General features: G+C 45.3%; 12 protein-coding genes. 4 read left to right on the forward strand and 8 right to left on the reverse strand.

The window, feature by feature from the left end; all coding sequences use genetic code 11:
- The 6 genes from C7B77_RS09755 to C7B77_RS09775 form a co-directional block, all read right to left on the reverse strand.
- Positions 1–494 (reverse strand): C-phycocyanin subunit beta (locus C7B77_RS09755; protein WP_106303465.1); only part of this gene is annotated, 494 nt, incomplete at its 3' end.
- A gap of 292 nt (positions 495–786) precedes the next feature.
- Complete coding sequence (locus tag C7B77_RS29835) at positions 787–954, reverse strand: hypothetical protein (protein ID WP_181243793.1); 168 nt, start codon at positions 952–954, stop codon at positions 787–789.
- 6 nt (positions 955–960) lie between these two features.
- Positions 961–1,182 carry a lipopolysaccharide assembly protein LapA domain-containing protein gene (locus tag C7B77_RS09760; RefSeq protein ID WP_106303468.1) on the reverse strand — a complete coding sequence of 74 codons (222 nt, stop codon included), beginning with the start codon at positions 1,180–1,182 and terminating at the stop codon, positions 961–963.
- A gap of 107 nt (positions 1,183–1,289) precedes the next feature.
- Positions 1,290–2,003, reverse strand: a complete 714-nt coding sequence (locus C7B77_RS09765) for a peptidylprolyl isomerase (RefSeq protein ID WP_106303492.1) — start codon at positions 2,001–2,003, stop codon at positions 1,290–1,292.
- A gap of 270 nt (positions 2,004–2,273) precedes the next feature.
- Positions 2,274–2,858: a hypothetical protein gene (locus tag C7B77_RS09770; RefSeq protein ID WP_106303471.1), complete on the reverse strand. Its 585-nt coding sequence runs from the start codon at positions 2,856–2,858 to the stop codon at positions 2,274–2,276.
- Positions 2,859–3,022: 164 nt separating this feature from the next.
- On the reverse strand, positions 3,023–4,276 hold the full coding sequence (locus tag C7B77_RS09775; RefSeq protein WP_245894143.1) for an FAD-binding oxidoreductase: 1,254 nt from the start codon (positions 4,274–4,276) through the stop codon (positions 3,023–3,025).
- A gap of 154 nt (positions 4,277–4,430) precedes the next feature.
- On the opposite strand from C7B77_RS09775, the gene C7B77_RS09780 reads away from it, so the two are divergent.
- Together C7B77_RS09780 and C7B77_RS09785 are read left to right on the forward strand one after the other, a co-directional pair.
- Positions 4,431–6,299 (forward strand): putative bifunctional diguanylate cyclase/phosphodiesterase, encoded by a 1,869-nt coding sequence (locus tag C7B77_RS09780; RefSeq protein WP_106303474.1) that lies wholly within the window; start codon positions 4,431–4,433, stop codon positions 6,297–6,299.
- A 215-nt stretch (positions 6,300–6,514) separates the two neighbouring features.
- Complete coding sequence (locus C7B77_RS09785; RefSeq protein ID WP_106303477.1) at positions 6,515–6,868, forward strand: Spx/MgsR family RNA polymerase-binding regulatory protein; 354 nt, start codon at positions 6,515–6,517, stop codon at positions 6,866–6,868.
- Between the two features lie 99 nt (positions 6,869–6,967).
- Here the strand turns inward: C7B77_RS09785 and C7B77_RS09790 are convergent, their stop codons facing one another.
- Positions 6,968–8,449 carry an FHA domain-containing protein gene (locus C7B77_RS09790; RefSeq protein WP_106303480.1) on the reverse strand — a complete coding sequence of 494 codons (1,482 nt, stop codon included), beginning with the start codon at positions 8,447–8,449 and terminating at the stop codon, positions 6,968–6,970.
- Between the two features lie 342 nt (positions 8,450–8,791).
- Positions 8,792–10,255, reverse strand: a complete 1,464-nt coding sequence (locus tag C7B77_RS09795; protein WP_106303482.1) for a hypothetical protein — start codon at positions 10,253–10,255, stop codon at positions 8,792–8,794.
- Between the two features lie 829 nt (positions 10,256–11,084).
- Here C7B77_RS09795 and C7B77_RS09800 point away from each other — a divergent pair.
- Both C7B77_RS09800 and C7B77_RS09805 read left to right on the forward strand, forming a co-directional pair.
- Entirely contained in the window at positions 11,085–12,338 is a 1,254-nt protein-coding gene (locus tag C7B77_RS09800) for an ATP-binding protein (RefSeq protein WP_106303485.1), read from the forward strand.
- Between the two features lie 63 nt (positions 12,339–12,401).
- The coding region (locus C7B77_RS09805) for a bifunctional serine/threonine-protein kinase/ABC transporter substrate-binding protein (RefSeq protein WP_106303488.1) at positions 12,402–14,766 on the forward strand (2,365 nt) is incomplete at its 3' end.

Here is a 14,766-nt window from a genome sequence, read left to right on the forward strand (position 1 = left end):
TCGAAGTAACCTGCAACTTCAGACATCAGCGCGCTACAATCGCCGTTGGTGATGCCGTTTTTGTCAGCAGCAATCGCAATGGCAGCATCTTTCATTTTGTTAACGCCAGCAGCTACGGAAGAACCAGGAGTACCTAATGCGAGGTAAGTTTCGCGTAAGCCATTCAAACAACGGTCGTCGAGTACGGATGCGTCGCCTGCGAAGATTGCGTAAGTAACGTAGCGTAAAATGATTTCCATGTCGCGCAAGCAAGCTGCCATGCGACGGCTGGTGTATGCGTTACCACCTGGTGCGATCAGGTTGGGTTGCTCGGCAAACAGCGCGCGTGCGGCGTTAGCGACGATGGTGGAGGAGTTGGACGTGATCCGGTTGACTGTATCCATCCGTTTGTTGCCGTCAGCAACCATTGCTGCTAATGCGTCTAATTGTCCGGCACTGATGTATTGACCTTGTGCGTCTGCTTGGGCAACAACCTTAGAGAATCCGTCTAACATAATATTTAATCCTTTTATTCGGTTTAATAGTTTTGACAAGTCTATTTATCTGCTGAGGTTTGGCTCACCGCACCACACAGCTCGATCGCGTAGCGTACCGTAGGTAATCGACTGGGGAAAAATCTCGTATTACAAGCCAGCATTCGCTAGCTGGCATTTGGTAACTACGACTACCTATTACCTTAAATTTATACAATGTTATTCGCGCTGTGATTTTTTTTCGTTCGTCTTTGTCACAAACGTTAACATTCACTAGCGGTAAAGGTTAGAAGCTTTGTAAGTGGTATCATAGTTACACCACTTTGGGATCGAGATCTCGAACGGACTTCATTGAGAGCTGTTCTCGATCGATACTGGATGCGAGGAAGTTACGCTCGATCTGCGTTCCCCGTTGGGACTCTGAAACTGGTGCAGATAGATCCGCCAAAAGATATTTAGATGCGCTGGCTCGTGCTGGCATAGCGAACTATTTGCGATCGACGGTAGCGGGTTTGTTGCGCAGCAAAGGTACACAGCCACCGATAATCAAGCCTAACGCGACGGCTCCAGCTAAGACTAGTCCCCATGGTAGATCGATCGATCTCCAGAATACAAACCGCAGGCTGACTAAGCTGGCATTTTGGACAGATATGAGTGCCATTACCACTATCCAAGCTGCCGCGATCGTTGAAATAATTAAGTTTGTCATTGACTCGTGCTTTCCTGTATTTTTACACAAGATGAGAGGGGCCATTCATGAATGACCCCTCTCATTAATTCTAAACAACACGTTAAGAAATAATTGATAAATATTGATTATTTCTTAAGATTCTCAATGCCTTGAGTTACTTTAGCTGAGGTAATTTTATCGCCTTGTTGAATAGTATCGATGATATCTAACCCGGTAGTGATTTTACCAAAGACAGCATAGTTACCATCGAGGAACGCGATATCGGCAAGGGTGAAATAAAACTGGGAAGATGCCGAGTCTGGCGACTGCGATCTTGCCATCGCAATCGTCCCGCGTTTGTGCTGGAGTTCTGGCATGTCTGTGATAGTTTGACCGTAGACTGGTGCGGCTGCGCCTTTGGGCTTGATTTCAAGGGGAATCCGTCGCTCTGTACTCGATCCGGTCGGAACGTAACCTCCCGTACCATTCCCTTTGGGGTCGCCGCCTTGGACGACAAAAGGCTGGGGTTGACGCACGACGCGGTGGAAATTCAGACCGTTATAAAATCCTTTTTGGACTAAATCGACAAAGTTACCCGCCGTAATGGGAGCATTATTACCATCTAACTCGATCGCAATCTGTTTGTTACCTCTGACTGTCATCAGTACTGTCGCTTTGCCATTGAGTCTGGGTAGTCCGGGGAACTGGTTGGTATTACTGACAGGAGCGGGAGTGCTAGCCGATGTTGGCGTACTGGTGGAACTATCGGATGGTGGTCGCTTGGGACTATCGCAAGCACCCAAAATCAGGGTACCCATGAGCAAACTAACTACGATTAAGCGTTGAAATGATTTCTGCATCGGTTGATTCGGGGAATTAAATGTTTTAGTCAACTTAGTTTAAGTCGATCGCGTCTCACTTGACTAGGACTGGTAATACTCGATCGAGTTCCGGGGAGCGGAAGGTGCAGATTGCGGAGCGATACGACAGATACTCAAACTCGACTTTTGCCACGATGAGGAAAAGTGTCACAAAAATGGAGTAGAGTCAACCAATCGAGGTAGGCTCTACTCCATCGCGATCTTTAAATCGAGTTGAAGAAATCGGGGATGTCAGCAAATAATAATTACTTAATTATTATTTGCTGGAGCGGTATTGCTGGAATCTGGAGCATTAGGGGAGTCGGTACCCTCACCAGCCGGGGTAGACGGTGGCACTGAAGGTGTAGGACTCGCAGCAGGAGTATTCGATTTATCTGCTGCACTGGGTGGTGTCGGTGTCGCAGCAGGGGTGGGTACTCGAATGACTTTAGTTTCACCAGGCACGATCACTGGTTTTTCCACTTCAACTACTTTTGGTGCGGCGGGAACTGGTACGGCTACTGGTTTTTCCACTTCGACTACTTTTGGTGGTGCCGTTTTCTCTACCGTGCGATCGATAATTGTGGTTTGTTTTGGAGGTGCTGGCGATACCGAAGCTGCGGGTGTCGGCGGGGTATTAATAATGGTGGTGGGTGTAGGTGCGGGTCTATTCAAGTAGTAAGCCGCTAGAGATCCCAATCCCACCAAGGCAACTAAGATACTGCCAATGACTAAGCCATTAGCCGTACCGCTATCTTCTGCGGATCTTTCTCTTTGATATTGAAGCTCGGCTTCGGCAAGTCTCCGCCGTTCTGCTTCGGTACGTTCTTGGGGATTGTTATAATTATTGGCCATTTTCGCGCTCCAGTTATGCAATAAATTTGTATAATTTCTTGCATCATATGCCAGCTATCCTCAGTATTCGTTCTACCAAAGGGAATAAATATCGGGATCGATAGGATTAGGAGATCGGTACTGATTACCCATTACTTATTACCTATTACCTATTACCTATTACCCTAAAAACATCGTCCGGGATTGAGAATATTTGCTGGATCGAACTGCTGTTTAATTTGTTGCATTAGTGGAACGGCATTGCCTCGGTATCCCCACACATCGAGCTGTTGCTTTATCTCTCCAGGTGCCTGAAGAACGGACAGGAAGCCACCAGAGGCTTCGCAATGATTGCGCAGGGGGGCAATGTGTTTGGCATCGCTTAGAGCGCAGGCTCCGATGCCGCTATTGAGATGAATGACACCTTTGGCTGTATTAGCAGTCTCGCGATCGAGTGTGGCGATCGTGTCTACGGCAGCAGTGAGCCTGACGCCTAGTTTACAACCGATCGGAGTAGTGCCCCAAATTCCGGTTTGAATGCCACTCCACAGGTGTTCGGCTTGGGTGCCTTGCCAGATTCCGCCTTTTAATCCCAGGCTTTTACCAATTTCTAGTAATTGTGCGGACTGTCGATCGATACTTTCGGGAATGGTGGCAAATTTGACGACGAGACTGGGCGTATTACTGATGTCTAGAGCCTGACTGAAGGCAGTAGAAACCACGTCTGCGGCGATCGAGGTTAAAGTACTCGCCAGCAAAGTTTTGGCCGCTTGTGCCAGTTTTTCGGGGGCACCTGTGAGGATGACGGTACCAAAATTGGTGGGTAATGGGTAGACTCGGAAAGTTACTTCTGTCAAAATCCCTAACGTGCCGTAGGAGCCAGTAAACAGCTTCATCATGTCGTAGCCAGCCACGTTTTTGACGACTCTACCGCCAGCTTTGGCAATTTTGCCATCGGCACGCACGAAAGTAATGCCCAGTAGTAAATCTCGCACGCCACCGTAACGATGTCGGAGGGAGCCAGCATCGGCAGTAGCAATAATGCCGCCAATCGTGGCTCGATCGGGATAAGCCGGATCGAGTGGTAAAAATTGTCCGGCAGCGACTAAAATTGTTTGCAAACTGGCGAACGTCATCCCTGCTTCGACAGTAACAGTTAGATCGCCGACAGCATGAGCGATCGAGCGATCGAGGTTTTGAGTACTGACGAGCGATTTTGCCCCTGTGACGATACCACCCCAGTCCAGTTTCGTACTATTGCCCGCGATCGCGACAGGGGATCGCTCGCGGTTGGCAATGACGATTAATTCGGCAAGTTCTTCGACATTCTTCGGCAGACCGATCGGCAAAGAGATATTATTAATGCTGTCGTCCATAAGATCCAAAACTTTAATAGCACGATAATTAGCAATCGTCACTCGCTCGATCCAGACTATCACTATTTACCCATCCTCAAAATATCTATCCTTTACCCCACTTACCCTCAACCCTTTGCCTTCAAGCCTGCTACCTAACACCTAAAGCCTAAAGCCTAAAGCCTAGCACCTCACACCCTCTTACCCTAAAGCCTAAAGCCTAAAGCCAACACCTATTATGAAGATGTCGTGCTCGTCACCATCTGTGCGTCAACTCAAACCCGAATTGCTAGCAGATATCGCTCGCGCTCTCAATGCGGATGGTAGTAGGCTCCTCATCCTCGCTCAACCGCTAGTTCAACACGCTCAAATTTATAGCTACGGCTTACAGCCGCGTAGTTCGACACCGATCGAAAAGAATCGGTTGTGGCAAAATATCATCCATCAGATCGATCTACCGCTATATCCTTATGGTAATTCGCCGTTGCCGCTAGCTTTCGACAAAGTTCACCCCGTCCATTGTATCGATCGGCATCCGACACTCGCACCGATATTGACGGCTTTTAATACTGCGGGCATTCAATCTTTGCTGATTTTAGCTCTGAGAGATCGCGAGCGGTGCGTGGGTTGTCTGACGTTGTTTAGATCTGCGACGAGCGAGTCTGAAGCTCGGTGGACGAATGAGGAGTTGCAATTGGCTCAAAATTTAGCGTGCCAAATGTATTTAGCGGTAATCGAACAGCGAGTCGAACAGATGTTTCGAGATCGGCTGTATCACGATATTTTGACTGGTTTACCCAATCGACTGCTCTTAAGTCAATGGTTGAATTTAGCGTTGGCAAAAATGCCGCCAGCAGGTGACTTTTTGGCTGTGATAGTTCTCAATTTAACGCGGTTTAAAAATATCAATGATAGTCTAGGCCATCGCTGTGGCGATCGCTTGCTGCAATTAATTGCCGAACGTTTGCAACATACCTTTGATAATGAAGCAATTATCGGACGGTGGAGCGGCGATGAATTTGCGATGATAATTCCGGCGGCTAGCGATGTTACCTTAATTAGAAAAATTGCCGATCGAGCGATTGCTTGTTTTGATTTACCGTTTGTGTTCGAGCGAAGTTTCCCGAGCTTAAAGACCGATTCACTCTACATCAAAGTTAGCATGGGAATTGCCATTGCAAATAGTGACAGTTCGGATAGTGAGAGTTTGCTCCAACATGCCGATACCGCCCTCACTAAAGCCAAAAGTAATGGTAAAAATAGCTACGAAATTTATGCCGATTCAATTATCTATCCAGCAACCGATCGATTGCAATTAGAAAATATCCTCGATCGGGCGATCGCCGATTGCAAACTCTTCTTACATTATCAACCGCAGCTAGATATCCTCACCGGAAAAATTATCGGCATTGAAGCTTTATTGCGATGTCAAGATCTTCATGGTAATTTGCTATCTCCTGCCGAACTGATTCCGATGGCTGAAGAAACTGGCTCGATTATTAAGATTGGTGAATGGGTGATTAGAACTGCTTGTCAGCAAAATAAAATCTGGCAAAATTTGGGATTGGGTCATTTTCCAATTGCGGTTAATTTCTCAGTCAAACAACTGCAAGATCGAAATTTAATTGAGAAGATTGACACAATTTTAGCGGAAACAGGACTACCCGCAACTGCTCTGGAAATAGAAGTTACTGAAAGTATTGCAATTAAAGATTTAGATCTGACAATCTCAATTCTCCAATCGCTAAGGGAAATAGGTGTTAAGATCTCTTTGGATGATTTTGGTACGGGTTACTCTTCTTTGGCAGTACTCAAATATATACCTTTAGATCGACTCAAAATCGATCGATCGTTTATGCGCGAACTCCGCGCCAATACGATCGATGCAGGTATCGTCAGAACTATTATCAACTTGGGACACGAATTGAAACTCAATGTCGTAGCTGAAGGAGTAGAAACAGTCGAACAATTTGAGTGCTTGCGATCGATTAATTGTGATGCCGTTCAAGGTTTCTTATTTAGTCGTCCTTTGGCGGCACCGGAGCTGGAAGTCGCGATCGCCACGGGTAGTTATTGGCATCAGAATTTATTTCACGTCCATAACTAGCTCTCTCGATAAAAATTGAGAGCGATCGAGTTGTTAATATACTCCTTAAAACTTACGACTTATTTAATAAAGAGTAGGGGGTTGCTTGCAGATGCCTGTTCCTCCACTCTCGATCGTGGTTGTACCCGCTGCTTGGTTGATTTTCATGGACGGGTTCCCCGTCCGAAAATCAATCCGCAATTATCAATTATCAATTATCAATTATCAATTAAGTCATGACGTCAATTCAAGTTTATGGTATTCCCACCTGTGGTACTTGCAAAAAAGCTCTACAATGGCTAGATGCACAGGGTATTAGTTACGAATTTATTAATACTAAAGAACAGCCACCCAGCCCCACAAAAATTGCAAGTTGGGTCGAATGCTTGGGCGAACGTCCGATGCGAAATACTTCCGGTCAATCTTACCGCGCGCTCGATGAAACCAAAGATACTTGGACGGCGGCGCAATGGACGGCGGCTTTTAGCGATGATGTCATGTTATTAAAACGACCAATTTTTGTTAAAGATGGAGTCGCGATCGCGGTCGGTTTTCGGAATGTTGCAGAAATCAAAGAACTTTTAGAATAAGTAGTTCGGTTTTCATAACCGATCGGCAGAGGTAATTTATGAGTTGCCCCTACCGATTATTTAACTCAATCTTTTTGCAAATATATCGATACCTCAAGATTATGCCTCGACCTCCACTTGTCCGATCGGATAAGCGATACAAGGTAAAATAAAACCTGCCTCTCGATCGCTCGCAGACAGTCGATTTGCAGAACCTTGATACTTAACTTTGCCCGTAATCTTCTTCAGTTTACAAACACCACAATTGCCTTTGCCACAAGCACTTTTGAGCCGAATATTTTCCTGCTTGCCAAGTTGTAAAATTGACTCTTGGCCATCGGTATTAACTTCTTTACCAGATTTTGAAAATAGCACTAACGAGCTAGCGGGGGTGTCTGCATCGGGAAGATCGGGAGGGGTCGATGAGAGCGCAGTGGGGACGGGTGTGCCATCACCAAAGCTTTCTAGATAGAAATTAGCCATCGGAAAATCTAAACTGGCTAACAGAGTTTCCACTCCTTGCATAAACCCTTCGGAACCACAGACATAGACCGTCCGCTCGCGGAAGTCTGGTGCGATTTTCGCCAACATTTCGGCATTCAATCGTCCGGTTAAGCCAGCCCAATTACTGCCAATCTCTGCTTGGGTGAGGCTCAAGTGGAGCTGAAAATTCGGGTTTTGGGCGGACATCCAGGCGAGTTCTTTTTGAAAAATGAGATCGCGGGAACTACGCGCACTGTGAAAGAAAGCAATATCTAAATCGGTAGCCGTATCGTATGCCCAGCGAGACATCGACATCATCGGTGTAATCCCACTCCCTGCCGATAAGAACAAAAGTTTGCGAGCGGGATTCCCGACACAGGTAAAATCACCCATCGGGTTACTAATTTCAATCTCATCCCCAACCTGGAGATTGTCATGCAACCAGTTAGAAACTAGTCCGGGTGGTGCATCGCTGGCTTCTACAGGTGCTGGTACCCGTTTGACAGTAATTTCTAGGGTATGCGGACGAGAGGGAGTAGATGAAATCGTATAGGATCGATCGACTGGCCGTCCATCGATATTAAGATGTAAGGTCATAAACTGCCCCGGTTTGTAGTCAAACTGCATCGGCGGATTGGCCGCAAATCGCCAAGTTTTCACATCGGGGGTTTCTTCAATTACGCCCACACAGCGCACTGTGATTCGGTCTTGCCGCCATCGATCGTCGCTGTGACTATGACCTTGTTCGCTGTTGGTGTCGCTCTGTTTGATGGATTCTACCAACAACCACGAATCGCCGATATGAATCGAATCATGTTTTTTGAGAGCTTGAGATTGATTTACCGGAATTTCGGTGTTGTTGAGATAAGAAGAATTTGTCGGTAACAGATCGATATAAGACCACTTGTTTTCTTTTTGGAGAAATAGTCCGTGAACGTTACTTACCAATGGGTCGTCGATAACGATGTCACACGATGGGTTGCGACCGACCAAACAGGTACCAATTGTATTAGTGATTAGAATATTTTTCTGTTTAGTATTGGTCTCCAGGTTAATGATTTTGATGGCGAGCGTTGATGAATTTGTCTGTGAACTAGATTGGGTAATAGTTTGGGGCATAGTTGAATTTTGAAGGTTAATAATATCGGGGCTACGGTGTTTATACAAGTCTGCTAGACTTCGTTCTCGCTGGTGCTCTACCCCCCCTTATAAAGCGGATGCAACCACGCGGAGGTTCCCTCCGCATGTGTTGCACCAAGCAGGGGGGGCTTTTCTTGCTCCCTTTCCCTTATAAAGGGATGCTTTTCTTGCTCCCTCCCCCTTATAAAGGGAGACTTTTCTTGCTCCCTCCCCTTTATAAGGGGAGGGCTGGGGTGGGGTAAAGGACTACGAGCGTTACCAATAGACTTATGTATACGTCATAGGCGATCGAGGAGGCTTTTTTTGCTCAAACCGATCGGTTTACGATTTGGGGCGGGTTTGGGTCGTTACTAATGTGCGATCGCTACCTGGTTTGACTACTGTGGAGGTTAAATTAGACAAGTCAGCGCGTTGAGGCGTCCGTTCTCGACGATCGTCGAGATTGTTGGGGCTGCTGATGTCTGGCTCCTTTACCGCCGATACCTGTCGATCGAGACTTGTGCGCACGGATTCGAGCGGATCGCGCTCCCGATCGGGTGTTAGTTTCAAAGTTCGATAACCCCAGATACTGCCTACGATAATGACGATCGCGTTAAATCCTAAGACCGCGCCAATGGGCATTGTATTGAGAATCGGGCGACCCGCAAAAGAGAAGAAAAACCAGAACGAAAAGACGGTAATTAGAGTGAAAATTGTATGGTGCGATTGTTGGCGACTAGCGATGTTACCCTGATGGCGGAGATATCCTCGATAAACTTTTTCGACTCGATCGAGCGTAAAATAAGCGAGTGCCGTAAACATCGCCAACGTCAGCGGCACAGCAATTAATTTCGGGACTGGAATCGCGCGTCCCGATAGATAAAATCCCGGCTGAAATAGCATTTCAATCGCATTATCCCGACTCCAAGCACCAGAGAAATAGTAGTCCCAATTCCCCGCAAATAGATAAAAATAGAGGAAGAAGGCGACCAAAATGCCAACATAACCATACTGAACGAATCGCCGCGCTGGTGTTTCCAAATTTTCCCAGTAGGCTTGCTCCGCATCGATATCGATACACGGCGATTTGCAACCCACACAAGCACTCTCATTATCGGTAGTGCGACACATGGACTGAGAAACTGGAAACTGGGTTTCTGCATCCGCTTGAGAGCCGAATAACCCCCTCGGCCCGGTAAATACCGCTTGCACGGGAGCGAAGGGACAGAAATATTGGCACCAACTTTTGCCAGCGTAGAGAAACCCGACTAACATGGCCGCACAGATGGTCGAGATTAGGAAAATTCCCAATGCGAATGGATCGGAGTTAACGATTAACAGTCTGGCGGTTAAGCCTACACAGAATAACCCAAACTGCACGTAAAGATGATTTTTACCCAACCAGGAATCTTCAGAGATCGTCACTAACTCATAGCGGACGATCCCTGAGTCTACGATTTTACGGCGACGTTGGATTTTTAAGGCTCTGGCAAGCTGTGAAAAAAACGATAGGGGACAGATCCGTCGCCAAGTTTCGTGTCCGAATACAAAGATAATAAAAATTGCAGCGGGGACAATCGCCGACCAAAATAGCCGGACTCCTAACCGATAAGGTTGTGGCGGCACGCATTCACCTTGAAGAAGGATACAAGTTTCGGCATGGATGCGGAACGGGCTGCTGAAATTGTCAGGATCGGTCAGAATGAAGGAAATCGGATCGTAAAAGAGTGAGGCAATTAGGATCGACCAGCTAATTGCCAATCCCCAGCGCACGTAATGCATCAGTTTTTCTGGTACTTGATTCAATATACTCGTTCCTCCTAATTAAATATGTCTTAAAATCGATTCTTTGGGAAAGAATTGCTATGTTGTTACTAAACAGATCGAAAATAATCTAACCCTTACAATATTGTCTGCGTAGCCTAAAAATAACCGTAGCACTATGGGCTTTAGCGACAGTTTTTTGCGATAAATTATTTTCAACGATCGAAAAAGCTGCTCGTATTTTTGATGATTAATATTTTCACCTTTTTAATTGCTCTCACAAACTAAGTCATCAATAATTTATCGATGGTTCCCGATCGATATTGAAAGGTTTTTAGTTGTTGACATTTTGAGCGCGGGATGTTCCTCACCCACCTTCGCTATTGTTAATGTAATTTTTACAGAGTGGGAATTTGAGAGCAAACGCCCAAAACTTGTAGTTGATGAGAGGCGATCGTTACAGACAATTGCTGTAAATCCAGCTTTCTCCAACTGCTAGACTGACAAAATAGCAATGCAGTAATATGCCTTGAAATCTAGGCTTAGTAATAAATTGACAGAGATGGCCGGGGGCTAGACCCCAATTCATCTGCTAGATTCTGACAAATTATTTAGTGAGTAGTACGATCGATATTTTCGTTAGATAAGAATAATAAAAAATCGATCCGGTCGTCACGACTGCATCATATTTCCAAATCCAGGTAAAGAGCAAGAGTCAGTTTGGGACAGTTAGGAAAGTGACCCATTTGGATCGCGTTAAATCTTTCTAGCAGCTAATTGTGAGCCGATCGAATCTATATTTGGGTCAGATATTATTCAGGATTTTAAAGTCCTACTGTATAATGGCAAGGCGCACCCTCGTTAGGAACTTATGCCAAGGCTCCCAGGCTATAGGAGACTCCCATCCAGCAAAATTAGCATCGAGAAAATTCTTGAAGATAAAGGATTAAAACCCCGCGACGATCTGAGTGTCATCGAGGCACTGGAGCGATCGGAAATATTTGTTGCCGCCAAAACATGGCAGCGGTTTTGGGAAGGAAAGCAAAATATCGATCGCGCGACGTTTAAGCAAATCTGTGAGTTTTTGGGATTAGATTGGCAAGAAATTGTCGAACCCAGTCAAAACATCGTCCGCACAGATCCCGTTCCTGCCGAGCCGAATTTTTACGGTCGAACCGAAGAACTCGCACAACTCAAAAACTGGGTGACAAATGTCAACTGTCGTCTGGTAATTGTGTATGGTTTCGATGGTATTGGCAAAAGTTCGCTGGTAGCGCAGTTGCTCGATCGAGTCAGAGATAGCTTCGAGCAAGTTGAATGGAAGACATTTAGCTATGGGGATTCTGTGGAGAGCACCATCATCGATTTACTCCAGCAGCTAGATGCAACGGATGCAATCAGCGATCTGAATCAGTTGCAGCTTAGAGAGCGGTTGTGGCAGCAGCTACAGCACCGATGCCTGATTGTCTTGGAGCAAGAACCGGATGGGTGTACCGATAAATTTGAAGATTATAAGCAGTTGTTGCGCAAATTACTTCAGATGCATGGCAAATCGCATCACAGTTGTATTTTACTGATTACGTCTTACGAAAAACCTGATGAGGTAACAGCGGTAGCAGATCGGCAAGATGCGGCGCAGTCGATGCGCCTAGGTGGGGTAGATATCGCGACGGGGTTAGAGATTTTAAAAAGTAAAGAGCCAAAACTCGTCCGAGATATTGCCGCAGCATCGGAATTAGTCGCGAGATTCGATGGATATCCACTAGCCTTAAAACTAGTTAGCTCCCACATTCGAGATCGATATCAGGGGGATGTGCCAGAGTTTCTCCGCAATCTCTACATCCCGCAATCGATCGAAGATATCGTCCGGCGATCGATCGATGACTTAGACGAAGCCGCACGCACGATCTTAGACATCCTCAAAGATGCCGAACCGATGTCTCAGCCGCAACTTCATGAAGCCTGTGGCGATCGCATCAAATCCGATCTCGATTTTATCAAAGCCAAAGATATTTTAGAGCGGCGATCGCTCTTGACCCGCTATGAAGGAGATACGGAGGATGGTAGAGAATTTTTATTTGGTTTAGAAGAAGTAACCAAGCACGCGATCTCATCGCTCAAATGACTGCACCTGTGCATGTCTGGGCAGATACCCACAATTTGAGTTTTGTTATTTTAGGTTAGATAAATGAGTTACTGCATCAACCCCCAGTGTATCGATCGTCAAAATTCAGATAGTGCGCTCCGGTGCCAATCGTGTAACACGCAATTATCGTTATACAAGGGTCGCTTCCGGATTTTAGAAAAAATCAGTAAACCAAATCATAATCCCGAATGGGAAGTATTTAGAGTAGAAGATAATCGCGGCGATCGGCAACCGAAAGTTTTAAAAACGTTGACAACTAATGAAGATGAGTTTAAAAAACGGTTTAAGCGCGAAGTTGAAATTTTAAAAAACTCTAAAAACTCTGGAATTCCAGCCTATATTATTGACTTTCATCGACCTTCTGAGGGCAACAGGCCAGAAATTCATTGCCTAGTGATGGAATCGATCGAGGGCGAAGACTTAGAAGAATGGCTGGCCAAAAATGGTAAATTAGCTGTAGAACAAACAGCGTTAGCATGGTTGAATAAAATCGCTATCATTCTCGCTTATCTCCATAGCAAAAAACACTTTCATCGCGACATTAAGCCCAGCAATATTATGCTGAAAACTAGCGGTGAATTAGCATTGATAGATTTTGGTATTGTCAGAGAAATTACGCAAACAGTGAATCGATCTGGCGCAAACACACACGCCTATACACCCATCTACGCAGCTCCAGAGCAACTCACAGGTAAAGCTGTGCCCCAATCTGACTTTTACGCGCTGGGGAAAACCTTCGTTCATTTGCTGACGGGACAGCATCCGATCGCCACTGAGTTGGATTTAAATAAATGGGAATATGAAACTGATTTTCCCACTTCTGGTATTATTCCCTTAATTAACTGGATGCTCCAAGAAGATATTAAAGAACGTCCGCAAACGCCAGGTAAAATTCTGGAGGCGATTAATTATATATCTGCACGCACGGCAGATACTGGCTTTTCAAATAGTGAAGAAATTACCAGTTTTATCGAGCGCAGCAAGCAGCCTTTGACAAAACAGAATACTTTTATTTTTCCGGCGAAAATAGCTGTTGCAGCTATGACGATCGGTTCGATTGCTAGTGTGCTGGGTTACAAGTATTGGCTAGAGCGATCGGTTCCAGTCAGCTCGTCTTCAGTTCAGCCTGCCGAGGAGTTAATCAGTTTTGGCGATCGAGATCTTACTAATAGCTATGGCAATAAAAAGTTAGATAAAAATGAATTGAGAGAAAAGAAGATTGAGGGAATTCAGTTATTCAAAGCCAGAAAATATCAAGAGTCGTATCGGAAATTTGACGAACTGCATCAATTGGCCAAAAAAGATCCCGATATCTTAATCTATATGAATAATGCCAAGGTCAGATATTGGCATCAAAAAAAACCTACCAAACCAATTTACACGATCGCTGCTGTCGTGCCAGCGGGAATCGAGCAGGGACAACATATCTTGTTTGGTGTCGCTCAGGAGCAACATCAAGTAGTAAATCTGACGAATAGTCTCGATCGAGAGCCAGATCTTTATCTAGAAGTAGGCATAGCAGACGATCTCAATCAACCAGAACAAGCTGTTGCAATAGCTAAAAAACTCGTCGAGCATAGTATTAATAGTTCTGACAACAAAGCGCGAGCTATTCTCGCTGTGATCGGACACTATAGTAGTGAAGTTACCTGCCAAGTTCTACCAACTTATTCCAAAGCTGGATTAGCAGTTATTTCTCCGACTAGTTCGATGAGTGAATTGAGACAAAAATGTGGCGATCGAGAGCGAGTGTTTTTTCGGACGATCTCTTCTACGCAATTTGAAGCCAGAAGTTTGGTCGAACTATTAGAGCAAAAAAAGATCGAGAATCCCACATTTGTTTCATTTTATAAAAAAACAGATAAAACCGGATTCAGTCAAGATTTATTTGAAAAATTTAAACGAGATTTCAAACAGGAGTTCGATCGGGAGCTAGCAGATGGATTCGATTTGTCAAGTTTAGCTGGTGAAGTAAATGCAGGGATCGAGAAAGCAAAGACCGCAAATATCATCGTGCTATTTCCCGATGAGAAAACTAACACGCCTAATGTATTTAATAATGCGGTGAAAGCACTCGAACAATCCGATCCTAACAAAATCCAGCTTATTATCGGTTCCAATCCGCTATTATCAGCCGAGCTTGGCCCCAACTTACTCCAGCGATGGAGTGGTAAGTTAGTAGTCGCAGTCGATTGGAATGACGATCCTCAATGTAGCAATCGAGATTTTGTGGCAACGGCGAGTAAGCGGTGGGGTGGTAATATCAATCGCACTACTTCGGCATCTTATGAAGCAGTACAAGTATTATCGGAGTTATTAAAAAACGGCGATCGCACTACTCGATCTCAAATTAAAGATGCTCTCAACGCTGGTGTTAATATCAAAAGCGATGTATTTAATAATAAAT

The sequence above is a fragment of the Chamaesiphon polymorphus CCALA 037 genome (genome assembly GCF_003003845.1).
GTDB lineage: Bacteria > Cyanobacteriota > Cyanobacteriia > Cyanobacteriales > Chamaesiphonaceae > Chamaesiphon > Chamaesiphon polymorphus.

Coding starts and splice junctions, on each gene's coding strand:
- C7B77_RS29835 (WP_181243793.1), bottom strand. CDS start 954: ATGCCAGCACGAGCCAGCGCATCTAAATATCTTTTGGCGGATCTATCT.
- C7B77_RS09760 (WP_106303468.1), bottom strand. CDS start 1,182: ATGACAAACTTAATTATTTCAACGATCGCGGCAGCTTGGATAGTGGTA.
- C7B77_RS09765 (WP_106303492.1), bottom strand. CDS start 2,003: ATGCAGAAATCATTTCAACGCTTAATCGTAGTTAGTTTGCTCATGGGT.
- C7B77_RS09770 (WP_106303471.1), bottom strand. CDS start 2,858: ATGGCCAATAATTATAACAATCCCCAAGAACGTACCGAAGCAGAACGG.
- C7B77_RS09780 (WP_106303474.1), top strand. CDS start 4,431: ATGAAGATGTCGTGCTCGTCACCATCTGTGCGTCAACTCAAACCCGAA.
- C7B77_RS09785 (WP_106303477.1), top strand. CDS start 6,515: ATGACGTCAATTCAAGTTTATGGTATTCCCACCTGTGGTACTTGCAAA.
- C7B77_RS09790 (WP_106303480.1), bottom strand. CDS start 8,449: ATGCCCCAAACTATTACCCAATCTAGTTCACAGACAAATTCATCAACG.
- C7B77_RS09800 (WP_106303485.1), top strand. CDS start 11,085: ATGCCAAGGCTCCCAGGCTATAGGAGACTCCCATCCAGCAAAATTAGC.